Origin of the sequence: Sorangium sp. So ce385 (assembly GCF_051474135.1) — a bacterium.
GTDB lineage: Bacteria > Myxococcota_A > Polyangia > Polyangiales > Polyangiaceae > Sorangium > Sorangium cellulosum_D.
In genome coordinates, this window is the sequence record NZ_CP150337.1 from 7,776,020 (window position 1) to 7,799,364 (window position 23,345).

A 23,345-nucleotide genomic window follows, 5' to 3' on the forward strand; every position below is an offset into this window, starting at 1 on the left:
GGGACGCGACTCGAATTGACTATACGGCGGATTCGCAAGCTGACAAGCGGATCGCGCAACAAACGGGAAAACCGAAGTACGAGGGTTGTACAACCCTGATAAGGAGATGGTCCTCGGCGCCGAACAGAGGAGTTCCGTCCCAGTCTTCGACTGGCCACCTCTCCGGAGCGCGGCGCCTCGCCGGGCGGGGCGCCCGCCGAGGGGCGCGCCCCGCCGGCGCGGCGGAGGGCCCGGAAAAGCGGTTCGTTTTCAACCGCTTACGAGGATCGTCTCCGGCCGGTCAAAAAAGGTGAGCCGCCCTCGCAACGCGCGCGCACTGCAGAGGGCGTGCTGCGGCGCGGTCGGGGGGCCGGGCTGCGAGGGAGCGTGGGTGGCCGCCGTTCGCCCTGCGGCGGCGCCGGGCGGCGGCTTCGGAGCGCGGCCGCTTCACCGGACGGGGGGATATCGCGATGCAAACGACCGAACGAAGGACGCGTCGATGAAGATCACGAGCGGCGCCGCGGCGCACGCCCATGAGGCCGTGTCGGCCGCGATCCGCGTCAGCGGGAGCGCGGCCGTCCCTCGCGGAGGTAATCGAGCAGCTGGGCCTCGTCGCTGCCGATCATCCGGTCGATGCCGTCTTCCCGGACATGGCGTTGAATCTGCAGCGCCCCCGCGGTCGTCCGCACGAGGACGGCGACGCGGCGGAAGCCGCTCATCACGGCTGGCCGCAGCCGCTGCATCGCCGCCTCGAACAGCGGGTCGTTCCGCCCCACCGCCTCGCGCAGGTCGACGAGCAAGCACAGCCCGCTGCGGCCGGCGCGGTCCAGCGCGCGGCTCACCTCCATCCACCGCTCCTCGAACATGGCGGCAGACTCGGACGGCGCCGCGCTCCGCGTCACCCGCGCGAGCTGCGCCGCCGGATCGATCGTCACGGTGTAGTGCGCATTGCGCAGGATCTCGAGCATGGTCCACGATCATCTTATCAGAGTGAGCGCCGAATCAGAATGCCCGGCCGAGCGCGCCGAACGCCGAGAGCTGCTGAGTTCGTCGCTCTGGGCCGGCCGGTCCCGCGCTGGTCCCGACGTGAGCCGGTCGGGTCTGGATGGTTTCTTCGGCGCTCCCGGCAAACGGACCTCCGGATACGTCCCGGAAACCGGCGCGGCGCGCCGTCCTCCGGCGTCATCTCGTTGACGCGCGTGGGCAGCCCCTCGCGACAGCGGGTCCGAGGGCATGCGCAGGACCGGTGGAGGCAGCCGCGCGAGACGCGCTCCGACCGTCCCCGGCGAAAGACTGGGCCGCTCATCGCGCTCGCCTCGGCGTGGACGCCCCTCGATCGATCGGACTACGCTCGGCGGGTGTCGAGCCGCAGCAAGGATGACGCGCGCTCCCCGGCCGAGCGCGCTCCCGGCGCCGAGGGCGGCGCGCCAGCCCGGGTGACCCGCCCGTGGACCGCGGGCGACGCCCGGCGCCGAGCGCGCGGCCGACGGCTTGCGGTGGCCTACCCTCCGCCTTAGCAAGGTCCGCCAAACGCATGCAGCATGTAAAGCCGAGCTTGTTCGATCATCAGGACGCCATGACGGCCGGTCCGGCGGCCGAGGTGCTCGGCGTCCCCGCCCTGCCCATGCACGGATCGGATCGGGCGGAGCGTCCCTGCCGATGAGCCTTCCGCGCTGCGACGGCGCCGCCGCGCTCTCGCTTCCGGGGGTCCGCATCGAGGAGGTGCTGGCCGCCGACGCGCTCTCCCTCCGCCCGTCCCGGCTGCCCGATCATGCGGCCGAGAACCGGGCCCTGATCGCCCTCGCCGCGGCGATGGCCGGATCGCTGGAGGACGTCCTCCCGAAGCTCGCGTCGCTGCTCCTCGAGCTTTGCCGGGCCGACTCGGCGGGCGTCAGCGTGCTCGAGGTGGAGGACGGCCGCGAGGTGTTCCGGTGGGTCGCCGTCGCCGGGGCGTTTGCGCACAACATCGGTGGGACGATGCCCCGTCGCCCGAGCCCCTGCGGCGCGGTCCTCGACTGCGATGCGGCGCTCCTCTTCTCGCACCCAGCCCGCCACTTCGCGGCCGGCGCCGCCGTGGAGCCGGCGATCGTCGAGGCGCTGACCGTCCCGTTCCACGCAGGCGGCGCGCCGATCGGCACGGTCTGGGTCATGGCGCACTCCGAGGAGCGGAAGTTCGACGCCGAGGACGCGCGGCTCGTATCCAGCCTGTCGCGGTTCGCCGCCACGGCCGTGCACGCCCTGGCCCAGGCGCGGGATGCGAGACGGGCCAGCGAGGCGCTGCGGGAGAGCGAGGGCCGGCATCGGTTCCTGGCCGAGCTGGCCGCGGCCACCCAGCCGCTCATCGATCCCGGCGAGGTCATGGCCGTGACGGCGCGCCTGCTCGCGGAGCACCTCGGCGTGGACCGGTGCGCCTACGCGGAGGTCGAGGACGAGCGCGTGTTCGTCATCACGGGCGATCACACGCGGGGCGTCCGGAGCATCGTGGGCCGGTGGCCGGTCGCCGATTTCGGCCCCGAGCTGGTGCGGCTCATGCTCGCGAACGAGCCGTACGTCATCGACGATGTCGACGCGGACCCGAGGGCCGGAGGCGACCTCGCGGCGTACCGGGCGACGGAGATCCAGGCGGTCATCTGCGTTCCGTTGCACAAGTCCGGCCGGTTCACGGCGGCGATGGCGGTCCACCAGAAGGTGCCGCGGCGCTGGACGCCCGATGAGGTCGGGCTCGTGCGGCTGGTGGTCGGCCGCTGCTGGGAGGCCATCGAGCGGGCGCGGGCGGCCCGGAGCGTGCGGGAGCGGGACGAGCGGCTCGACTATGCGGTCCGGCTGTCGGGTCTCGGGTTCTGGTACTGCGATCTGCCGTTCGACGAGCTGATCTGGGACGACCGGGTGAAGGAGCACTTCTGGCTGCCGCCGGACGCGCGGGTGACGATTGGCACGTTCTACGAGCGGCTGCACCCGGACGACCGGGAGCCGACGCGGAGGGCGATCGAGGCGTCGATCCGCGAGCGGATCCCCTACGACATGGATTATCGAACGATCGATCCTGCCACGGGGGCGTTCAAGTGGGTCCGGGCGCTGGGCGGGACGGCCTATGCGCCGGACGGCACTCCCCGGCGGTTCGACGGGGTGACGGTCGACGTCACCGCCCGCAAGCTCGACGAGGAGCGGGTCGCGCGGCTGCTCGAGCTGGAGCGGGAGCAGGGCCGGCTGCTCAAGCAGGTGGCGGACGCTGCGCTGACCATCCACGCGTCCGGGTCCCTCGGCAGCGTGCTCCAGGGGATCACCGAGGAGGCCCGGCGGATCATCGGGGCGCACCAGGCGGTGACCCGGCTGAACGCTGGGGTCGACGGGTCGCAGGCGGTCAACACGGCATCCATGTCCGGGAAGTACGACGGCTGGCGTGGCCCGGCGGTTCCGTCCGTAGAAAACCGCGTCTACGCTGTGGTCTGCCGTACAAACCGTCCCGTGCGGCTCACCCAGGTTGAGCTGGAGGCCCCCCCGGCGTGGCTCACCCAGGTTGAGCTGGGGCAGCCGTACCTCAACCAGGTTGAGCCCCCGACGGCACCCCCCACCCAGGTTGCGGCGGCCGCGGCGCCCCCCACCCAGGTTGCGGCCGCGGCGCCCCCCACCCAGGTTGCGCCCCCGCCGCTCCTGCCCCGGGGGCTCGTCAGCGGCGATGCCGACAGGCTCCCGCCGATACGGGGCTGGCTGGTCGCGCCGTTCATCGGCCGGAGCGGCGAGAACCTCGGCCTCATCCACCTCTCCGACAAGCGCGACGGGGAGTTCACCGAGAGCGACGAGGCGATCCTCGTCCAGCTCGCGCACATCGCGTCCGTCGCCATCGAAAACGCCCAGCTCTACGACCAGCTCCGCGACCAGGACCGGCGGAAGGACGAGTTCCTGGCCACGCTCGCCCACGAGCTGCGGAACCCGCTCGCCCCCATCCGGACGGGCCTCGAGATCCTCAAGGTCGCCGGCAGCGCGGACCAGGCCCGCAAAATCCTGGACATGATGGACCGGCAGATCGGGCACATGGTCCGCATGGTGGACGACCTGCTCGACGTCTCCCGGATCACCCGCGGCAAGGTGGAGCTGCGGAAGGAGCGCATCGATCTCCGCGCCGTCCTGAACAGCGCCCTGGAGACGAGCCGCCCGCTGATCGAGGCGGCGGCGCACGAGCTCGCGGTCCGGCTCCCGCCGGCGCCTCTCCTGCTGGACGCCGACCCGACCCGGCTCGCCCAGGTGTTCGCGAACCTCCTCAACAACGCGGCCAAGTACACCCCGGCCGGCGGCAGCATCCGGCTCGCCGCCCAGCGGGACGGGGCCGCGGTGGTCGTCCGGGTCGCCGACAACGGGGTTGGGATCCCGGCCGACATGCTGTCGAACGTGTTCGACATGTTCACCCAGGTTGGCCGCTCGATCGACCGGGCCCAGGGCGGCCTCGGGATCGGGCTCACCCTCGTGAAGCGCCTTGTCGAGCTGCACGGCGGCTCGATCCACGCCGAGAGCGACGGCGCCGGCCGCGGCTCCACGTTCACGATCCGCCTCCCGCTCGCCGCCGTCGAGGAGGCCGCACCGAAGCGATCGTCCGCCGGCCCTGCGACCGGCGCCCCCACGGCCGCCCTTCGCATCCTCGTCGTGGACGACAGCGTCGACGGGGCGGAGAGCCTGGCCCTGCTCCTCCGGATATCGGGTCACGAGACCCGGGCGGTCCACACCGGCCCTGACGCGCTGACCGCGACCCGGGAGCTCGGCGCCGACGTCGTGTTCCTGGACATCGGCTTGCCGGGCATGAACGGCTACGAGGTGGCCCGTCGCCTCCGTGCGGAGCCCGATCTGAGCGGGCTCTTCCTCGTGGCGCTCACCGGCTGGGGCACGGAGGACGACCGGCGGCAGGCCCGCGAGGCGGGGTTCGACCACCACCTGACCAAGCCGGTGGACGCGGCCGAGGTGAAGCGGCTCGTCGCGCGCGTCGCGCGTGTCGCCGCCGCCCGCCGGCAGGGCGGCTGACGGCGGGCGCGCGCCCGGCGCTCACGCGACGACGATCGCGACTTGTAGAGCTCGCGGAATCGGGCGAAGAGCTCCATCATCTCCAGCGCGGTCGCCGTGCCCGCCGCTCTCCCTCGGCGCTGTGCTCTCCTCTTTACCCACGGTCCCGCACTCTCGACTTGCTCTCGACGGAGACGACCATGCCCTTCCGACTTTCATTGTCGTACACCATTCTCCTAGGCCTGTTCGCTGTTGCCTGCAGCTCGAGTGAGCCCGCCCCGGGTGGCCCCGGCGGCGCTGGCGGCGCCGGTGGCTCCGGCGGCGCTGGCGGCGCTGGCGGCGCTGGCGGCGCTGGCGGCGCTGGCGGCGAGCAGGATCCCGTGCTCATCGAGACGGAGGCCGGTCCGGTGGAGGGCACCATCGTCCGCGCGACGCGCGCCTTCCTCGGCATCCCGTACGCCGCGCCGCCGGTCGGGGAGCTGCGCTGGAGATCGCCCGCGCCGCATGAGCCGTGGACCGAGCCGCGCAGGGCGGTAGAGTTCGGCATCCCCTGCTCGCAGCTGAACCTGCTCACGCCGGGCTTCAACGAGAGCTCGGGGGAGGACTGCCTCACCTTGAACGTCTGGACGCCCGCGCGCCCGGCGTCCTCGTCTCTGCCCGTCCTCGTCTGGATCCACGGCGGCGGCTTCGAGCTGGGGAGCAGCGCGGAGGCCGATTACGACGGCTGGACCCTCTCGGAGACGACCGGATCGGTGGTGGTCACCCTCAATTACCGCCTCGGTCCGCTCGGGTTCCTCGCCCTCCCGGAGCTCAAGTCGGAGGATCCCGATCACCCCTCGACGGGCGCGTACGGCCTCGAGGACCAGCGCGCCGCGCTCGAGTGGATCAAGGCCAACATCGACGCCTTCGGCGGGGATGCGGGCAACGTCACCCTGTTCGGCGAGTCCGCGGGCGGCATCAGCGTCTGCATGCACCTGGTGTCGCCGCTGAGCAAAGGCCTGTTCCATCGCGCCATCATCGAGAGCGGGCCGTGCGACTCCGCCGCGGACGAGGCCACGGCCACGGCGCAGGGGCAAGAGCTCGTCGAGGCGCTGGGGTGCGCCGACGAGCCGTCGGTCCTCGAGTGCCTGCGCGGCAGGCCGGCCGAGGAGGTCATGAGCGCGCTCCCGCCGGGCGAAGCCTTCCTCGTGGGCGCCGGCCCGACCTGGTTCCCGGTCATCGACGGCTGGAACCTCCCCGATGTGCCGAGCAAGCTCCTCGAGGCCGGGAGCTTCGAGAAGATGCCGACGATCATCGGCAGCAACGCCGACGAGGGCTCGCTCTTCGTCACGCTCTGGGGCGAGTCCGCGACGGTCGCCGACGAGGCCGAGCTCGTGACGTTCGCGGACGGGCTCGCCCCCGGCCACGGCGAAGAGGTGGCGGCGAATTACCCGAGCGACACGTACGGCTCGGCGCAGGCGGCGGCGACCGCGGCGCTGGGCGATGCGATGTTCGTGTGCCCGACGCGGCGCGCGGCGCGCGCGATCGCGAGCGGCGGCGCGGCGACGTATCTTTATCACTTCACCCACGCGCCCGAGAGCTCGCTGCTCGGCGATCTCGGCGCCTTCCATTCGGCCGAGATCCGGTACGTGTTCGGCAACCCGGGGCTGCTCGTGTCGGAGCCGCTGACCGAGGACGAGCTCGAGCTCTCGCAGACGATCATGGGGTACTGGTCGCGCCACGCGGAGACCGGAGACCCGAACGGCGAAGATGCGTTCGAATGGCCGAGGTACGACGCGGAGACGGACGAGAACATCGTCCTCGACACGACCATCTCTCAGGAGGCCGGGCTGAAGAAGGACCTCTGCGACATGTGGGACAGCTTCGTCACGGCGGCTCCCTGACGGTCGCGCGCCGGGCAGGGCCATGGCGCGCCGGCGCCCTGGCCGCGGCCGCGGCCCGACGCGCGGCCTGCGCGGCGCTCGCGTGCGGGTCCGCGGCCGGCGCGACCGCCGCCGCGCGCGGTCTCTAAGTACCGGTAGACATTGTGCTATCCTCGCCGCCGTGCTCCCCTCCTACGATCTCGCCGCCATCATGGCCCGCCTCGAAGGGCGCGAGGCCGCGCTCGACGCGCTCACGCAGGAGCGTCAGGCCGCAGTGGCCGCGATCCTGCGGGCGCCGGGGGGGCTTCTCGGGACGGCGATCGAGCCTGCGCGGAGCCCGGAGCCCGGCGAGGCCGAGCTCCTCCTGATCCGCCGCGCCGAGCACCCGGGCGATCCGTGGTCGGGGCACATGGCGCTCCCGGGCGGGCGGCGCGAGGAGCGCGACGAGAGCCTGCTCGCCACCGCGATCCGCGAGACGCGCGAGGAGGTGGGGATCGATCTCGCGGCGCACGGCACCCTGCTCGCGCGCCTGCCCGACATCCCGGCGGTCGTCCGCGGGCGACGCGTCGGGATGATCATCGCCCCGTTCGTCTTCGCGCTGCGCTCCACGCCGGATCTCACCCTGAGCGACGAGGTGGCCGAGGCGCTCTGGACGCCGCTCGGGCCGCTCGCGCGCGGCGAGCGCACCTCCAGCTACGCGTATACGCACGAGGGGAACGTCCTCCAGCTCCCGTGCCTGCGCGTCGACGAGCGGGTCGTCTGGGGCCTGACCTACCTCATGCTGGAGCAGCTCTTCGAGCTGATCCACCGGTGAGCCGCCGGCCGGGCGCTCGCGGCCCGGACGACCGCCGGCGCGGGCCGGACCCGGCGTGGCGTCGCCGCGCCCTCGCGCCCCTCGGGGCGCCTCCCCCTCAGAACCCGCCCTCGATCGCGATCCCCGGCATCGTGACCGGCCCGATCGTCTGCGGCGTGCACCCGCTGTCGTCGCAGCTCACGTCGAACACCTCCTTGGCGAGCGTCGCGTTCTGCACGTCGAGCACGAGGCCGAGGTAGCTCCGCGCGCTCAGCGCCCAGCGCTTCGATAGGCGCATATCGAGCCGGTAGAACGGCTGGATCCGATCCGGGTGCTCGCGCGGGGGGCGGCCCGGGGCGGCCTCGTCGGCGGGAAAGCCGGTGTAGAACACGTGACGGATCCCGGCGCGCCACCCCTTGCCGAGGTCGTAGAGCAGCGCGACGTGCGCGACGTGCGTCCGGTCGTAGGCCGAGGGGATCGTCGCCTTGCCGCGCGTGCGCGTGGAGCGCGACAGCGTGTACGACGCCAGGAAGAACATGTCGCGCCGCAGCGCCCCGCGCGCGCCGAGCTCCAGGCCGTAGGTGTCGCCGAGGCTCCGCGTCAGGAAGCGCTCCGTGCTGAGGTTCGTGCCGCGCCCGGTGCCGATCGGATCGCTCAGGCCGAAGGTCACCTGCCGGAACGCCGTGGCGCTGAAATTGACCGGACCCACGCTGGCCTCGACGCCGAAGCTCGACTGCAGGCTGCGCTGCAGGCCCCCCGGGATGCCGCCGATCTGGAGCGCCGGCAGCGGGGCGAGGCCGGGCAGCTGCGAGGCGACGCCGAAGGCCGGGATGAGCCGCACGTGGTCGCCGACGCCGAAGCGACCGACGATCCTCGGATCCACGGCGACGGCGGTGCGGCCGAGCGACGTGTAGTGGTCCACGCGCACGCCGGGCGTGAGGGTCGAGCGCTCGCCGAGCACGAGCAGCGCGTCGGCCCACGCGCCCAGCGCGAGGTCCAGCCGGCTGCGGAAGAGCTCGGGGAAGCTCTCGTCGAGCTGCTCCGTGCCCTCGGCGGGCTCGTCGTCCGCGCCCTCGGCGGGCTCGCCGTCCGTCGGCGGGCTCGGGCGCGGGGTCACCTGGTAGCGGTCGACCGCCGCGTCGGCCCCGACCCGGAGGAGCGCGCGCCCGCCGAGGATCGGCCGGGCCAGGCTCATCCGCGCGTTGAGCTTCCAGGCCTGCGCGCTCTCCACGCCGACCCCGCGCGACTGGTCGAGCCCGAGGGTGAGCGCCGCCCGGACGCGCGCGCCCGAGGCGTCGTCGCGGTCGTAGCGCAGGTCGAGGCGGTGGAAGTCGCTGTCGAGCAGGACGTTGGTCGCCTCGGCGCCGCCGTCCTCGTCGATGCTGGCGAGGTAGTCGTACGCGCCGAAGGCGAAGACGGTGAAGCGCTCCTCCGGGCCGAGCCGGTAGGTCACCCGTCCCTGGTAGTCGGCGTAGCCCACGTCGACGCTCGGCACGAGCGCCGAGGTGAGCGCCGCGCCGGCGGCGTAGTGGCCTCCCACGAGGACGTGCGTGTCCCGGTCCACCGGCCCCTCGACGACGCCGCCGAGGTCGATGAACCGGACGCTCCCCTCCCCGCGCCAGACGTCGGACGGCGGCGCGCTCTCGGCCTCGATCGCCGCGCCGGCGAGCCTCCCGATGTCCGCGGGATAGGGGCCGAGGTGCATCTCGACGCGCTGGACCATCGAGGCCGGGATGACGCTGGGGCCGGCGCCCACGTGGAAGAGGAGCGGGACCTGGATGCCGTTGAAGAAGTAGCCGATGTTCCCGGGCGGCGCGCCGCGGATGTAGTAGTACGGCATGCCGCTCGCGATGGAGGTCACGCCAGGCTGGATCTCGATGGCGCGGTAGGGGTCTCCGAGCGCGCCGGGCAGCTCGCGGATGTCACGCCGCGAGAGCGAGACGGAGCCCGGCGGGGCGCGGTTGCCCTCGACGGTCACCTCGATCCCGGCAGGCGCGGCGGGCGCCTCGGCAGGCGCGGCGGGCGCCTCGGCAGGCGCGGCGGGCGTGCCGGCCGCCTCGACCGGCGCGGTGGGCCTGTCGGCCGACGCGGGGGGCGTGCCGGCCGCCTCGACCGGCGCGGCGGGCTCGTCTGGCGGCGCGGCGGCCCTCGCCGGGGCGGGCTGGGGGTGCGCCTCGCCCGCGTGAGCGGTGGCGGCGGCGGCGATCGCGAAGGCGAGGAGTGCGCTGGAGGATCTCACGCGGATGTCGTCGATGCGCCGCCGGGGAGATGGGAGAGCCGCTCCCCGGCGCCCGGGGAGTTAGCAGCTCCAGCCGCGCGGCGGAAGCCGGCGAGGCACGGCGCGCTCCTGCCGCCTCGGACATCGCCGCCCCGGCCGCCTCTGCGCCCTGCCCGCTTGGGCGCCAGCGCGCGGCGCGCCGATGTAGACAGGGGAAACTTATCGAAGTGACCGATGTCAACATTGGGCGCCCGGTGAACCGCCGTGGGCTTCTTCCCGCAGGCCGGCGCGGAACGCCGCCCGCACGGCATCCAGAGCTTTCGAACGAAACGAGAGGACAACGGTCATGCTTTTCCCGTCTCCCCGCGCTGCCTCCGCCGCTCCTCCCGCAGCCCCTGCCTGGCTCAACGGGTTTCGCAACCTGCGCCGCGAGCACGGGTTCGAGCTGCTGCGCACCGAAGGGACGCTCCCGGACGATCTCTCCGGCACGCTCTTTCGCAACGGCCCTGGCCTCTTCGATCGATTCGGCGAGCGGTACGCGCACTGGTTCGACGGGGACGGCGCGGTGACGGGCGTGCGCTTCGCCGACGGGCGCGCCCGCGGCGCGTGCCGCGTGGTCCAGACGGTGGGCCTCCAGCTGGAGCGGCGCGCCGGGCGACGCCTCTTCGGCGGCTGGAACACGCCGCCGGCGAGGCCGTTTCGCGAGCTGCTCCTCGGAGACGGCAAGAACCCCGTGAACACGCACGTGCTCCTCTACCAGGGCCGGCTGTTCGCGACGTGCGAGGGGGGTTTGCCCGTCGAGCTCTCTCCCGACGATCTCGGGGCGCTCGGCGAGACGGACCTCGACGGGGTGCTCGTGCACGCCTTCTCCGCGCACGCGCACCGCGTCCCGGCGCGGCGCGCGAGCTACAACTTCGGGGCGCGCCTCGGGCCGAAGACGGAGCTCACGGTGTACGAGCTCCCGGACGAGGGCCGCCCGCGGCGGCTCGCGACGTTCGCGGTGGAGGGGGCGCGCGTCCTGCACGACTTCATCGCGACCGAGCGCCACCTCGTGTTCGTCTTCGCGCCCATCTACCTGCAGCTGTGGAAGATGCTCCTCCTCCGGCGCGGCGCCATGGACGCCTCCACGTGGCGCGCCGAGCGCGGCACCGAGATCGTGATCGTGCCCATCGACCGCCCCTCGGACCCGATCCGGATGAAGGTCGATGCCTTCCTGTGCGAGCACACGGCCAACGCGTTCGAGCAGGACGGCACGCTGGTGTTCGACTTCATCCATTACCCGACCCTCGACGCGCTGGAGCGTTTCGTCGGGAGCGTCGCGGGCGGTGCCGTGCGCGGGCCGCTGGGCGGCTCGCTGCGGCGTGGGATCCTCGACCCGGTGCGCAGGACGCTCCGCCTGGAGGCGCGGCTCCCGCTGCCGGTGGACATGCCGCGCGTGTCCCCTCGGGTCGACGCGCGGCCGCACCGGTACATCTACCTGACGGGATACAGCGCCCCGTCGCACGACGGGATGTCGCCGTGGGACGCCGTGGCGAAGCTCGACGTGGAGCGAGGCAGCCTGGAGCGGTACGTGCCCGGACCGGACCAGTTCCCCTCCGAGGCGGTGTTCGTCCCGCGTTCCGGGGCCAGCGCCGAGGACGACGGCTACCTGCTCACGCTGGTGTACGACGCGCGCGCGGACCTGAGCCACGTCGCCGTCCTCGATGCGCGATCCCCCTCCGGCGGGCCGCTGGCCAGGGCCTTCTTCGATCATCCGGTGCCGTTCGGGTTCCACGGCGCCTGGATGCCCGCGGAGCGACCGGGCTGAGGTGCCCGGCGCGGTCCGCCCGCTCGCATCGAGGCTGCGCGGAGCCCCTCGGCGCGCGCCGCGTGAGCAGCGCACAAAAAAACAGAGCGCCTATTCGACGGCGGGGGGGGGAAGCCGTCACAGGCGCTCTGCCCTGCATCCTTAGCAGGACGCGGGCCAGGGCTCATCCCGACATATTTCCGGTGCTTATCCTAAGGGGTTGCCCGACCTCTTTTCGATCCTGAGATCGTCGCTTGCAGATCTGGCAGCTCGGGGCCGAGGGTGCTCGGTTGCGGCGACCGGTGCCCGGAGGCCCGGGCGCTCACCGAGGTTCGGTCTGCGCCGGCGCCGGGCGCTCACCGGGGTTCGGTCTGCGCCGGCGCCGGGCGCTCACCGGGGTTCGGTCTGCGCCGGCGCCGGGCGCTCACCGGGGTTCGGTCTGCGGGAGCGCTCACCGGGGTTGGGCACGCGCAGGCGGGAGCGCTCACCGGGGTTGGGTCGGCACCGAGTGCTCACCCGGGGTTGGGCACGTGCACCGGGGTCGGGCGCAAGCAGCCAGGGGTGCTCACCGGGGTTGGGGTTGCGGCGGCGTCTCGGTGAGCGCTGCGCCGGCCGGACCGGAAGCACAAAAAAACAGAGCGCCCATTCGACGGCGGGGGGGAAGCCGTCACGGGCGCTCTGTCCTCCCTGATTAGCAGGATGCGGGCCAGGGTTCGTCCCCGACGACTTCATGGGGTTACCCCTAAGGATGCCCCCGACGCCTTTCGATCCTGCGACGGCTGCTTTCAGTCCTGGCATGCCGGCAGCCGTGCCCGCATCGCCTCGGCAGCTCCGCCACGACCGAGGACGACCGAGCGAACGCACCCGGGTTGACGAACCGTACATCGTACGTTACATCGTACGCATGAGCTCTCCCTTGCCCGTGGACAGCGACATCCGACCTTTCCGCATCGACATCCCGCAGGCCGCGCTCGACGATCTGCGCGATCGCCTCGCCCGCACCCGCTGGCCCGACGAGCTGCCCTCCGCGGGCTGGTCGTACGGCGTCCCGCTCGGTTACTTGAAGGAGCTCGCCGCGTACTGGCGCACCACCTACGACTGGCGCAGGCACGAGGCGCGGCTGAACGAGCACCCGCAGTTCACGACGACGATCGACGGCCAGCGGATCCACTTCCTCCACGTGCGCTCGCCCGAGCCCGGCGCGCTGCCGCTGATCGTGACGCACGGCTGGCCGAGCTCGGTCGTGGAATACCTCGACGTCATCGGTCCGCTGACCGATCCCCGCGCCCACGGAGGCGACCCGGCGGACGCGTTCCACCTGATCATCCCCTCGCTCCCGGGATACGGGCTCTCCGGGCCGACCCGCGAGGCCGGGTGGGGCGCGCGCCGGATCGCCCGCGCGTGGGCCGAGCTCATGCGAAGGCTCGATTACCCGCGTTACGGCGCCCAGGGCGGCGACTGGGGCACGTGGATCTCCCGCGAGGTCGGCCTCGTCGATCCCGAGCACGTGCTCGGCGTGCACACGAATGGCCTCGTCTCGTGGCCGTCCGGAGATCCCGAGGAGCTCATTGGCCTGACGGACGCCGAGCAAACCCGGTTGAAGGCGGCCGAAACCTACCTGCGGGAGCTGTACGGCTACAAGAAGATCCAGTCGACCCGGCCCCAGACGCTGGCTTACGCCCTCTCGGATTCGCCGGTCGGCCAGCTCGCCTGGATCGTCGGCGTGCTCAAGGAGTGGACCGACTGCAAGGACACCCCCGAGGACGCCATCGATCGCGATCGCATCCTCACGAACGTGATGCTGTACTGGCTCACCAACACGGCGGGCTCGTCGTCCCGCTCCTTCGTGGAGACCCCGGACACGCCGGACGACGCGGATCTCTCCGAGGTGAAGCCCTCGACCCTGCCCACCGGCGTCGCGGTGTTCCCGCGCGACATCATCGCTCCGATCCGCAGGTTCGCCGCCCGCGACAACACGAACATCGTGCACTGGTCCGAGTTCGACCGCGGCGGCACCTTCGCCGCCATGGAAGAGCCCGACCTGTTCATCGGCGACGTGCGCGCCTTCTTCCGCCGCTTCCACGGGGGCGCGCGATCGGCGCAAAAGGGGTGATCTCATGAGCGAGGTGACGACGATTCCCGTGCTTCCGTGCGTGTCGATGCCCGAGACCCTGGCGTTCTACGGCGCCCTGGGCTTCGAGGTCACCCACCAGCAGACGACGCCGAACGTGTACGCGGCGACGCGCCGCGGCGACGTCCACCTGCACTTCATGGGTCTCAAGAGGCTGGATCCCAGGGAGGCATACAGCACGTGCCTCGTGCTCGTCCCCGAGGTCGAGCGCCTCCACGAGACCTTCTCGGAGGGCCTGCGGCAGGCGTATGGCAAGGTGCCGGTCTCCGGCTTTCCCCGGATCTCGCGCATGAAGAAGGGGCAGAGTCGCTTCACGGTGGTCGATGTCGCGGGCAACTCGGTCATCTTCATCCGGCGGGACGCGCCGGACGACGACGACGAGGGGGCCGCCGGGTCGAGCTCGAGGCTGGGCCGGGCGCTGCGCGCGGCGGCGCGGCTGCGCGATTTCAAGAACGACGACGCCGCCGCCGCCAAGGTGCTCGACGTGGCGCTCTCCCGGAAGGAGGAGGCGGACGCCCCGCTCGAGCGAGCGCGCGCCCTCGCGACCCGGCTCGAGCTCGCCGTCGCCCTGGGCGAGGAGGCGCGGGCGCGCGCGCTGCGCGCCGAGCTCGACGAGGCGCCGCTCTCCGAGGAGGAGCGCGCGCAGATAAGGCCTCTGCTGGATACGGTGGACGCGCTCCAGCGATCGCAGCGATAGGAGCGCGGCGCCGAAGCTCGTTGCCGGTCGTGCGGGGCTGCTGCCGAGCCGCCCGTCCTCCTCCCTCCCCGGGATCCTACGTTCCTTTCCCGCCCGTGCCCCTCACGTCCAGCACGTTCCAACGCGATCGAGGGAGCGCTCCCCCTGCGACACGCCTTCCGCCATCCGGAGCGAGATTCTCGCACGCGACGCACGACGCACGAACATTGATAATTTCGTGAGCCGAACCGGAATGACACCGATGCATTGAGGGCTCACAGCAGATTGGGCTTTCCTGTCCTCACCGACCCAAGTATGGAATCGGCGTGCGCGATCTCCGTTCTCCAGATCGACGCTTGCGCCGCGCGCCCCGGCCGCGCGGGCCCGTCGGCGTGAACCGGCGTAAGCGCGAGGAGCGGTTCGAGGGGCAGCGCCGAGAGGTCAGCGCGGTAAAGGGATCCCTTCCGACCGCCGGACCGAAACACGCCAGAAAAGGGCCACGACGATGACGACAAGGAAGTACCCGATCTCGCTTGCGCTCGCGCTCGCTGCTGCCGGGAGCTTCGCGGGCTGCTGGAACGGCGGCCCCGTCCAGATGTTTTCGTGCGACGACCCGTGCTACGGCCTGGACGCTCACGAGTGCGACAAGCCGTGCACCGTGTGCAAGGGCGCATGCGTGGAGCTGCCCTACCTCGGGTTCGACGATCCCATCCTGCTCTGGAGGGGCGAGGGGGCCTCAGCGCCGGAGTGCCCGGCGGAGACGCCAGAGCTCGTGTTCGACGGCTACGGCGGCTTCGCCGACGCGCACAGCTGCCCGACATGCCGGTGCGCGCAGCCCGCCTGCGAGCTGCCGCCGGCCCTCCGGGGGGGCGCCTCGGCCACGTGCGACGGGACGACGCCCATGTCGTTCGACGCCCCCGACGGGTGGAGCGGCGCGTGCGCCCCGATCGCCTCGGGCGAGCTCGGCTCGCTGGTCATCCCGGCGCCGACGGTGAGCCCCTGCGCGCCGACCATCGATCCGGGTGGGCCGCCGGCCGAGCTGCCTGCCCCGTTCAGCGTGCGGGCGCGGGGCTGCGCCGGCTCGGCCGACGCGCACGCATGCGCCGATCCCTCGAAGATGTGCGTCGCTTCCCCCGCGCAGCGACCGGAGGGCTTCGCGATATGCATCCGCTACCTCCGCCAGGGCGAGCCGAAATGCCCGGAGCACTACCCCGAGCTGCAAGCGCTCTACACGGGCTTCGACGATACGCGCAGCTGCTCGCCGTGCGGGTGCGATCCGCCCGAGGACAGCGCGTGCTCCGCGATCGTGTCGGTCTACGAGGACGGCGGCTGCCGCCGGCTGCTCGGCGCCGGGACCGTGACGCTGGCCGGGCAGAAGTGCGTCGCCGGGCCGGACCTGGAGCTCGGGAGCATGACGGCGGAGTGGGTCACGAACGAGCCCGGCACCTGCGCCCCGACCGGCGGAGTCGCCGCGGGGGAAGTGACACTCGAGGGAGCCACGTATTTTTGCTGTCAGTCCGATGAGGTCGTCGCCATCCCCTGATGACCTCGCTCGCCGCTCACGCCCGCTCGACCCGGACGCGCGCCTCTGTCCATCTCAGAGCGCAGGTACCCTTTTCATCCAGAACGCCACTTCGTGTACCCGGGCGCGCGCTTCGCGGCTATAGAAGCGAATCACGCGGAAGGGAGAGCGGATATGCGAATCGCACGATGGTGCTTCTGGATGGCGCTCGCGGCGAGCGGCTGCAGCGCGTCCGGCGACGGTACGTCCCCGGCAGACACCAGCCAGACCACAGGGGCCGGCGATAGCAGCGGCGGCGACGGCGACGGCAGCAGCGGAGGCGACGGAAGCGGCGCGGGCGGCCAGGACGAGACGTTCGGCGCCGGCGCCGGGACCGGCGGGAGCGATGGGGGCGGCGCGAGTGAGGACGCCGACAGCCGGTGCATCGAGCGGGCGGCCCTCGTGTACGTGCTCTCGCAGGACAACGAGCTCTACAGCTTCAGGCCCGATCGCAAGGAGTTCACGAAGATTGGTGTCCTGGGTTGCCAAACCAGCATGCATCCCAACTCGATGGCGGTCGATCGCGACGCGGTCGCGTGGGTCAACTACGTTTATAGCGACGACAGCGAAGGCACGCTGTTCAAGGTCAGCACCGAGGACGCGAGCTGCGAGCCCACGGACATGTCGCTCTCGGAGGGGTGGTCCCGGCTGGGGATGGGCTTCTCGAGCGACCTCTCCCGCCCGGACGCGGAGCAGCTGTTCGTGGCGGGCGCGACCGGCCTGCCGGGCATCGGGCTCGGGAGGATCGACGGCGCGTCGGTGACGCCGGTCGGGGAGTTCAGCGGCTCGCTGCGCGGCGCCTCGGCGGAGCTCACCGGCACGGGCGATGGACGCCTCTTCGGCTTCTTCACCACCACGCCGGTCCAGCTCGCCGAGATCGACAAGGAGACCGGCGAGATCCTCGAGGCCACGGATCTGCCGGGCATCGAGACCCCCAGCGCGTGGGCGTTCTCCTTCTGGGGTGGCGACTTCTACTTCTACACCGCGCCGGATGACTTCCAGTCCCCGTCGCGGACCACCAACGTGAGCCGCTATCGGCCCTCGGACGGCTCGATCGATCCCGACTACATGACGAACATCGGCTTCCGCATCGTCGGCGCCGGCGTCTCGACCTGCGCCCCGCTCGAGGTGCCGCGCTGAGGGTCTGCCGGGCGCGCCATGGCGCGCCTGGCACGCCGTTGCGCGTCGCTGGACGACAGCGCATCACAGCCCGCATCGGGCCGCACGTGCAAGGGTTGCCCCTCGGGCGCTCCCCGACGCCGCGGAGCCATCGGGAACGGATGCGGCCCGGTGAATCCGATCCTCGCGGTACAGACGTCTACCGCTCCGGCATCCCCGGCCTCACGTTCGCTGTGCCCGACCGGGCGTGGAGGTGCTGCGATGCCGATGAGGCTGCTCCCTGTGCTCTCGCTCGCGCTCGCCCTGCCGCTCACCGCAGCGTGCGGGGCGGCGCCCGGCGCCGATCACCCGGCGCGCCAGGACATCTTCGGTGCTGCGGGGCCGAGCGAGTTCATCCTGCTCACCGCCCGGGGCGAGCTCGTGAGCGCCGATGTCGAGCCGGGGCGCGTCGTCGGGCCGGACGTGAGCCTGGGCGTGTACGCGGCGGACGGCGGGCGCGACGGGCAGGCGGTCCGGGGCGTCGCCTTCGACCGGCCCGTGAACGTCACCGCGATCGGCCAGGCCGCGAGCGGCATCGTCGGCGCCATGCCGCTCCAGCTCTCGGTGACCCGGGCGGAGGCAGGGCTCCGCGCGCGCGGCCTCGTGGCCGGCGCCCTCTCCGACTACCGGCTGGACGACCGGCAGCTCACCGGCCGCATCGGGCGATGCAGCTACGAGCTCACCCGGACCGGGCGCACCTACGAGGGCGCGCGCAGCTGCGGAGGCCAGCCTCATCGCGTGACCGTCCTCCTGCCTCGCGCGCTGTCCTCGTGGAACGACGCCGCGCTCGCGACCACGCTGGGGCTGCTCCTCGGCGCCTGAGCGCGCCGCCGGCCGTCGCGTGGCGAATGACAGGCCGCGCAGCGGCTGCTAGAGCTCCGGTCCACCTGGCAGGACGAGAGCCGAGAGCCCGCCGGGCACGGAAAGGCCGAGCCTCCCGGGCCTCAGGCCTCGGAGGTTCTTTCTTCGCGCCGTACCCTCCTCTATCTCCGTGACGAAGCCCAGATCCGATGGAAACGCGCCGGGCAGGCCGGCCGCGGCGACGCCACCCACTCTCCTCGAGGGGCGCTCCGCGCCCATCCCGGTCGGACCGCGGCTCGAGGCCGTGCTCGAGCTCGCGTACCGCGCGCGGCGCGCGGTGCTGCTCGAGGGCCCGACGGGGATCGGCAAGAGCGAGCTCGTCCGGCAGCTCGCCGAGCGGCTCGGCATCGCGACGGTCGTGCTCGACCTGAGCCTCCTCGAGCCGCCCGACCTCGTGGGCCTGCCGGTCATCCGGGACAACCGGACCGCCTACGCGGCGCCGTCGGTGCTGCCCCAGGACGGCGCCGGCATCCTGATGCTCGAGGAGCTCAACCGGGCGGAGCGGTACATCCAGCAGCCGGCGCTCCAGCTGCTCAGCGCCCGGCGGCTGCACGAGTACGAGCTGCCCGCGGGCTGGGTGTGCTTCGCCGCCGTGAACCCCGAGTCGGCCGACTACCAGGTGACCCCGCTCGATCGCGCGCTCCGGGCGCGCTTCCTCAACCTGAACGTCCGCGCGGACCGGGCGTCCTGGCTCGCCTGGGCGCAGGTGAACGGGATCCACCCGGGCGTGATCGCGCTGGCGCAGGCGCACGAGCGCATCCTGGACGACGTCCCGCCGCGCACCTGGACGTACGCGTCGCAGGTGCTGAGCGCGCTCCGCCCCGAGGAGCTCGCGGACGGCGTGCTGCTGCGCGACGCGCTCGGCGGGTACCTGCCGCCGAGCTGGGTGGAGCTCCTGCTCGCGTCGAAGGACTCCTGGTCGACGCGGCTGCCGTTCGACCTGCGCGCGTTGCTGGCCGACTACGGGCCGACGTCGCCCGCGGGCAAGGCGCTGCGCGCCGCGCGCGAGCGCGGGGAGACCGACCGCTTCGACGAGGTGACGACGCGGCTCGCGCCGCTGCTCGAGGGGCCGGAGGTCGGCGTGCTCGCGGCGCAGCGAAAGCTGTCGCTCGCGGCGTTCGAGGCGCTGCTCGCCGACCTGCCCGGCGACCACCGCGAGCGCCTGCAGGACGCGCTCGGCGGCAACGCGACGGCGACGCAGCTCATCGACGTCCGCCCCGAGGAGCTGCTCCAGAACTACGCGGGCAGCGCCGCCGAGCAGAAGGTGCTGGCGTGGCGCGCCGATGCGCTGCGGCAGCACCGGGTGGGGCTCGTGGTGACCGCGCTGTCGGCGCACCTGGCCCAGCAGGCGAAGCTCGTGGAGGTGCGGCGGAGCAACGTCGCGCGGGCGTGCCTGGGCCAGCTGCTCGCGCAGCTGCCGGAGCGCTGGGCCCTCCGGCTGGCGGGGGCGCTGAAGAAGCACGGCGTCACGCCCATCCGGCCGCAATGAGGCGGGGCAACGGGGCCGCGAAGCCGGCGCCGGGGACCGCGAAGCAGGCGCCGGAGGCCGCGAAGCAGGCGCCGGAGGCCGCGAAGCAGGCGCCGGAGCGCACGGAGCGCCGCGAGGTGCCCGCGGACGAGCTCGCGGCGTGGCTCGACGCCTTCGTGCGCGATCCGGGGTTTCTGGAGCGGTATCCCTGCTACGCGGCGATCCTCGCGCGGCTCGCGCCGGTCGCGGACCCGTCGGTGAAGCGCATGGCGGTCTCGATGTTCGAGGGCCGCTTCTTCCTCCACGTCAACGTGGAGTCGTTCATGAACGAGCCCGTGTTCCTGCGCGGCGTGCTCCTGCACGAGGTGCACCACGTGGCGCTCGGGCACCTCTGCCACCCCAAGTTCGCGGGCGCGGACGAGCCCGAGCTCATGGATCTCGCCCTGGAGATGTCGGCCAACGAGTACATCGAGGAGCCGCTGCCCGACCCGATCCGCTGGCAGCCCTACGCCCCGCTCGGGCTGCGCGGCGGCCAGAGCACGCTCGAGCGCTACGAGCTGCTCGTGCGCGCGGCGCGCGAGGGCAAGCTCCCGCAGCGGGGCGGCGAGGCCGTCGACGACCACCGCGTGCTGCGCCGCCCCTCGCGGGAGCCGGGCGCGGTGGAGCAGACGCGGCAGCTCCTGCTGCGCGCCGCCGAGGAGGCGGACGCGCTCGCGGGCGACGGCGACCCGGCGGACCTGCCCGGCCTGACGCTCGCGGGCAAGACGCCCGGCCGGCTCATCGAGGAGCTCACCGACGTGCTCGGCCCGCGCGCGACCCCGCTCGACTGGAAGACCGCGCTGCGGATGTTCGTGGCGCGGGAGCGCGCCCCGGTGCACACGTACGCGCGGCCGAACCGGCGCTTCCCGGGCCGCGTCGGCGAGGTGCCCGGCAGGACGTACGCGCCCCGGGCGATCGCGAAGCCGTCGGTGCTCGTGGCGATCGACACGTCGATGAGCATGCGGCGCGACGAGCTGGAGGAGATCGCGCGGCAGCTCCAGGCGATGAGCGAGGTCGCGCGCATCACCGTGGCCGAGTGCGACACGGAGGTGACGCGCGTGTACGCCTTCGAGGGCCGGCTGGGCGACGTGGCCGGACGCGGCGGGACCGACCTGCGGCCGGTGTTCGCGCCGGAGTTCCTGGCGGCGCGCCGGGTCTCGGGCGTGATCTATTTCACGGACGGCGCGGGGCCCACGCCGCCGGCGCCGCCGCCGCTGCCGGTGCTCTGGGTCCTGACGAAGCCGCTCGAATTCGCGTGCCCGTGGGGCGAGCGGGCGTGGCTGGAGCGGAAGCCGCGGCGGTAGGCGCTGTTGCGCGAGGCGCGGCGCTCCCACGCGGTGGCCCGGGAGGACTCGGACGGCGCCTCTTCTCGATCGTGTCGATCGCGCAAGCAGGCTTCGCCCCGAGGCGGCTCATCCGTGCTTCCGGGCGGTGAACTGGCGCAGGCCGACGGAGCACCCGACCATGCCCTCGGCGTCCCGGAGCGCCTCGACGGCGTCCAGAAAATCGCGTCGCACGCGCTCGACCTCGCCGGGGAAGAGCTGGGCCATGTCGTGCATGTCGTACGTCAGGAGCATCAACTCCCAGAGCCGCGCCGGAGGCTCCCGTCGGGAGACGGCCAGCTCCTCCATGCGCGCGCCCGAGAACCCCGCGGCCTCACCGAGATGGGCCAGCAATGCGTCCTGCGACGCGAAGGTGGGGTGGACGAGCGCGAGGTGCTGTCGACCCGCCTCGCGGGTGATCCGGCGCAAGGAGGCGACGAAGCACGCGAGGCCGTCGCTCGGCGCGGGCCCGCCGTCCACGATCGCCGAGAACACGCCGCCCGGCCGCAGCACGCGGTGGATCTCGACGATCACGCTCGCCGGATCGCCCATGAGCATCAGGGCCATGTGGCTGAGCACCACATCGACGGACGCAGGTGGGAGCGAGATCGCCTGGGCGCGCTCGTTGAGCAGCAGGACATCCGGCCCGAGCCGCCGCGCCGCCGCGGCCAGCTCGTCTGCGGACATGTCGAGCCCGATCAGCCTCGCGCCCGATCCGCGGCGCTGGCGGATCCGCTCGAGCAGCAGGCCATCGCCGCAACCCAGGTCCAGCACGACAGCGTCGTCCCCCTCGGGGACGAGGGCGGCGAGCCGGTCGTACGAGTCGCCGCCTTGAGGCGTCCGAGCGGGGCCGAAGAACTCGGAGGTCGCCCCGGCATGGGACCGGTGAAAATCGAGCAGGAAGCGCTCGTTCGGCGAGAGGGCGGCGGCATCCATGGCGCGAACGTATCACCACAGCGCGTGGAGGAAGGGCGAGGGGCGGACCGGCGGACGCAGGGGCGGACCGGCGGACGCGCGCTGGACGCGGCCTACATGCCTCTCGCAGTGCCGCCGTCGCTGCTGCAGCGCCCCTCGGAGGAGGGCGGCCTGGCCTTCACTTCACCTGGTAGTGCAGCGCCCGCGCCTCGACCGACATGCCGCGTGGATCGCCCGGCACATAGAAATATACCTCCTGCTCGGATCGCTTGCCGAGGTAGTCGATCGTCGCCTCGACGCGCTCCGGCTCGCGGGCGCCCGGCGGCGTGTACCGGAGCTCCACGCCGAGGTCGCCCAGCATCTGCCTGCCCGCGTTCTTCACCCGGACCGGCAGGACCCACACCTCGCCGTGCCGCTCGGCCCGCTCGGGCAGCGCCCGGACCTCCGGCACGACCGAGCCCTCGGCGCTCGTCAGCCCCTCGTACACGAGGAACACGACCAGGGCGAGGATCAACGCCGCGCTGACCGCGAAGGTGACCCACTCGGCCACGCGCCTTCCGATCCGCCGGCCCTCGCGACCCTCGCCGGGCCCCTGCCCCTTCCCCTGCGCCGCGCTCACACCACCAGCCTCCCCGCCGCGCCGCCGACGATCGCCGGCAGGCCGAGCGTGACCACGCTGGCCACCAGCGTCGGGAGGTCGCTCGTCGCCTCGCGCTCCCCGATCAACAGGAGCAGCGCCAGCGCGACCAGCAGCGACACGGCGCACGTCATCAGCGTCTCGAACGCCCGGCTCTGGAACACGCCCTTGACGTATACCTCGTGTCGCTCGAACCCCGAGGCGAACAGGATGACGTAGCAGAGCGCCACGCTCACCCCGAGGATCGCGAGCTGCCGCCAGGGCGAGAGCCGCGACGCGATCATCACGACCTCCTCCGTCGACGCGATGTTCAACGTGAACAGCAGCGAGCCCGCGGCCGCCGCCGAGAAGTCCCGCAGGTCCGCCCTGAGCTGCAGCGCCTCCGGATCCCCCTCCGGGGGCTTCTCCCCTTCCTGATCATCCCCCGTGCGCGATTTGTCCCGGACCTGCGCGTTCGCGAACGCCACCCCGAGGCTCACCGCGGCCGCCTGCAGGATGACCTTGCCGACGACCTCGCGGGGCGCGCGGTCGAGGGTGATCTCGCCGATCAGCGCCAGGATCGCGGCCGAGAGGACGATGCCGATCCCGACCGACGTCACCGATTCCGTGGCGACGCCGACGAGGGTGTCCTCGTTCCGGAAGCCGGACTCCAGCGAGCACAGGAACGTCACGACCAGCGTCAACACGAGGATCCCCCCGAGGTGCCACGGCGGGAGACTCATCCCGTGGAACCACATCTCCATCGTGTACAGGAGGGGCATCCCCACGATCGACCCGCCGGCGACCGCCGCGGTCAGATCCTTCACCTCGCGGCGCCACCCGTGCGGATCGCTGCTCTGCTGCGCTCTCGGTTCAGCCACGTCGCGCCGCTTTGTACACCAACTCCGGCCGGCAGTCGGCCGCGCGGAGGCCCGGGCGGCGCGGCGGCTCGCCCGCTGCTGCGCCCGCGC

Annotated in this window: 16 protein-coding genes; 11 read left to right on the forward strand and 5 right to left on the reverse strand. The window is 72.7% G+C overall.

Going from position 1 to position 23,345, the window contains the following annotated elements:
* Window positions 1-539: 539 nt before the first annotated feature.
* Window positions 540-947: a hypothetical protein gene (locus WME83_RS28190; protein ID WP_437312791.1), complete on the reverse strand. Its 408-nt coding sequence runs from the start codon at window positions 945-947 to the stop codon at window positions 540-542.
* 691 nt (window positions 948-1,638) lie between these two features.
* On the opposite strand from WME83_RS28190, the gene WME83_RS28195 reads away from it, so the two are divergent.
* The 3 genes from WME83_RS28195 (at window position 1,639) to WME83_RS28205 (ending at window position 7,644) form a co-directional block, all read left to right on the forward strand.
* Entirely contained in the window at window positions 1,639-4,989 is a 3,351-nt protein-coding gene (locus WME83_RS28195; protein WP_437312792.1) for a GAF domain-containing protein, read from the forward strand.
* Window positions 4,990-5,348: 359 nt separating this feature from the next.
* Window positions 5,349-6,851, forward strand: a complete 1,503-nt coding sequence (locus WME83_RS28200; RefSeq protein ID WP_437312793.1) for a carboxylesterase/lipase family protein — start codon at window positions 5,349-5,351, stop codon at window positions 6,849-6,851.
* Window positions 6,852-7,011: 160 nt separating this feature from the next.
* Entirely contained in the window at window positions 7,012-7,644 is a 633-nt protein-coding gene (locus tag WME83_RS28205; RefSeq protein WP_437312794.1) for an NUDIX hydrolase, read from the forward strand.
* Between the two features lie 97 nt (window positions 7,645-7,741).
* Here the strand turns inward: WME83_RS28205 and WME83_RS28210 are convergent, their stop codons facing one another.
* A complete protein-coding gene (locus tag WME83_RS28210; RefSeq protein ID WP_437312795.1) occupies window positions 7,742-9,862 on the reverse strand; it encodes a TonB-dependent receptor plug domain-containing protein in 2,121 nt (706 codons plus the stop codon).
* A gap of 325 nt (window positions 9,863-10,187) precedes the next feature.
* Between WME83_RS28210 and WME83_RS28215 the strand changes: the two genes are divergently transcribed.
* The 8 genes from WME83_RS28215 (at window position 10,188) to WME83_RS28250 (ending at window position 20,825) form a co-directional block, all read left to right on the forward strand.
* The gene (locus tag WME83_RS28215; protein ID WP_437312796.1) at window positions 10,188-11,648 is read left to right on the forward strand and encodes a carotenoid oxygenase family protein; all 1,461 of its coding nucleotides are present in this window, start codon (window positions 10,188-10,190) and stop codon (window positions 11,646-11,648) included.
* Window positions 11,649-12,531: 883 nt separating this feature from the next.
* Window positions 12,532-13,740 (forward strand): epoxide hydrolase family protein, encoded by a 1,209-nt coding sequence (locus WME83_RS28220; protein ID WP_437312797.1) that lies wholly within the window; start codon window positions 12,532-12,534, stop codon window positions 13,738-13,740.
* A gap of 4 nt (window positions 13,741-13,744) precedes the next feature.
* Window positions 13,745-14,455 (forward strand): hypothetical protein, encoded by a 711-nt coding sequence (locus WME83_RS28225; protein WP_437312798.1) that lies wholly within the window; start codon window positions 13,745-13,747, stop codon window positions 14,453-14,455.
* A gap of 484 nt (window positions 14,456-14,939) precedes the next feature.
* A complete protein-coding gene (locus WME83_RS28230) occupies window positions 14,940-15,977 on the forward strand; it encodes a hypothetical protein (protein WP_437312799.1) in 1,038 nt (345 codons plus the stop codon).
* A 153-nt stretch (window positions 15,978-16,130) separates the two neighbouring features.
* Window positions 16,131-17,135, forward strand: coding sequence for a hypothetical protein (locus tag WME83_RS28235; RefSeq protein ID WP_437312800.1), 1,005 nt, complete (start codon window positions 16,131-16,133; stop codon window positions 17,133-17,135).
* Window positions 17,136-17,381: 246 nt separating this feature from the next.
* Window positions 17,382-17,975 (forward strand): hypothetical protein, encoded by a 594-nt coding sequence (locus WME83_RS28240; protein ID WP_437312801.1) that lies wholly within the window; start codon window positions 17,382-17,384, stop codon window positions 17,973-17,975.
* Window positions 17,976-18,144: 169 nt separating this feature from the next.
* Window positions 18,145-19,503 carry an AAA family ATPase gene (locus tag WME83_RS28245; protein WP_437312802.1) on the forward strand — a complete coding sequence of 453 codons (1,359 nt, stop codon included), beginning with the start codon at window positions 18,145-18,147 and terminating at the stop codon, window positions 19,501-19,503.
* A complete protein-coding gene (locus tag WME83_RS28250) occupies window positions 19,500-20,825 on the forward strand; it encodes a vWA domain-containing protein (protein WP_437312803.1) in 1,326 nt (441 codons plus the stop codon). The genes WME83_RS28245 and WME83_RS28250 overlap by 4 nt, the downstream gene beginning before the upstream one ends.
* Before the next feature lie 108 nt (window positions 20,826-20,933).
* Here the strand turns inward: WME83_RS28250 and WME83_RS28255 are convergent, their stop codons facing one another.
* The 3 genes from WME83_RS28255 to WME83_RS28265 form a co-directional block, all read right to left on the reverse strand.
* Complete coding sequence (locus WME83_RS28255) at window positions 20,934-21,779, reverse strand: class I SAM-dependent methyltransferase (protein WP_437312804.1); 846 nt, start codon at window positions 21,777-21,779, stop codon at window positions 20,934-20,936.
* 157 nt (window positions 21,780-21,936) lie between these two features.
* On the reverse strand, window positions 21,937-22,377 hold the full coding sequence (locus WME83_RS28260) for a hypothetical protein (RefSeq protein WP_437312805.1): 441 nt from the start codon (window positions 22,375-22,377) through the stop codon (window positions 21,937-21,939).
* Entirely contained in the window at window positions 22,374-23,255 is an 882-nt protein-coding gene (locus WME83_RS28265) for a TIGR02587 family membrane protein (protein WP_437312806.1), read from the reverse strand. Before WME83_RS28265 ends, WME83_RS28260 begins: the two co-directional genes overlap by 4 nt.
* Window positions 23,256-23,345 lie beyond the last annotated feature (90 nt).

Excerpts from the sequence above, each read along its gene's own strand:
- WME83_RS28195 (WP_437312792.1), top strand. The coding sequence starts at position 1,639 with ATGAGCCTTCCGCGCTGCGACGGCGCCGCCGCGCTCTCGCTTCCGGGG.
- WME83_RS28215 (WP_437312796.1), top strand. The coding sequence starts at position 10,188 with ATGCTTTTCCCGTCTCCCCGCGCTGCCTCCGCCGCTCCTCCCGCAGCC.
- WME83_RS28240 (WP_437312801.1), top strand. The coding sequence starts at position 17,382 with ATGAGGCTGCTCCCTGTGCTCTCGCTCGCGCTCGCCCTGCCGCTCACC.
- WME83_RS28250 (WP_437312803.1), top strand. The coding sequence starts at position 19,500 with ATGAGGCGGGGCAACGGGGCCGCGAAGCCGGCGCCGGGGACCGCGAAG.
- WME83_RS28190 (WP_437312791.1), bottom strand. The coding sequence starts at position 947 with ATGCTCGAGATCCTGCGCAATGCGCACTACACCGTGACGATCGATCCG.
- WME83_RS28220 (WP_437312797.1), top strand. The coding sequence starts at position 12,532 with ATGAGCTCTCCCTTGCCCGTGGACAGCGACATCCGACCTTTCCGCATC.
- WME83_RS28255 (WP_437312804.1), bottom strand. The coding sequence starts at position 21,779 with ATGGATGCCGCCGCCCTCTCGCCGAACGAGCGCTTCCTGCTCGATTTT.
- WME83_RS28235 (WP_437312800.1), top strand. The coding sequence starts at position 16,131 with ATGCGAATCGCACGATGGTGCTTCTGGATGGCGCTCGCGGCGAGCGGC.
- WME83_RS28230 (WP_437312799.1), top strand. The coding sequence starts at position 14,940 with ATGACGACAAGGAAGTACCCGATCTCGCTTGCGCTCGCGCTCGCTGCT.
- WME83_RS28225 (WP_437312798.1), top strand. The coding sequence starts at position 13,745 with ATGAGCGAGGTGACGACGATTCCCGTGCTTCCGTGCGTGTCGATGCCC.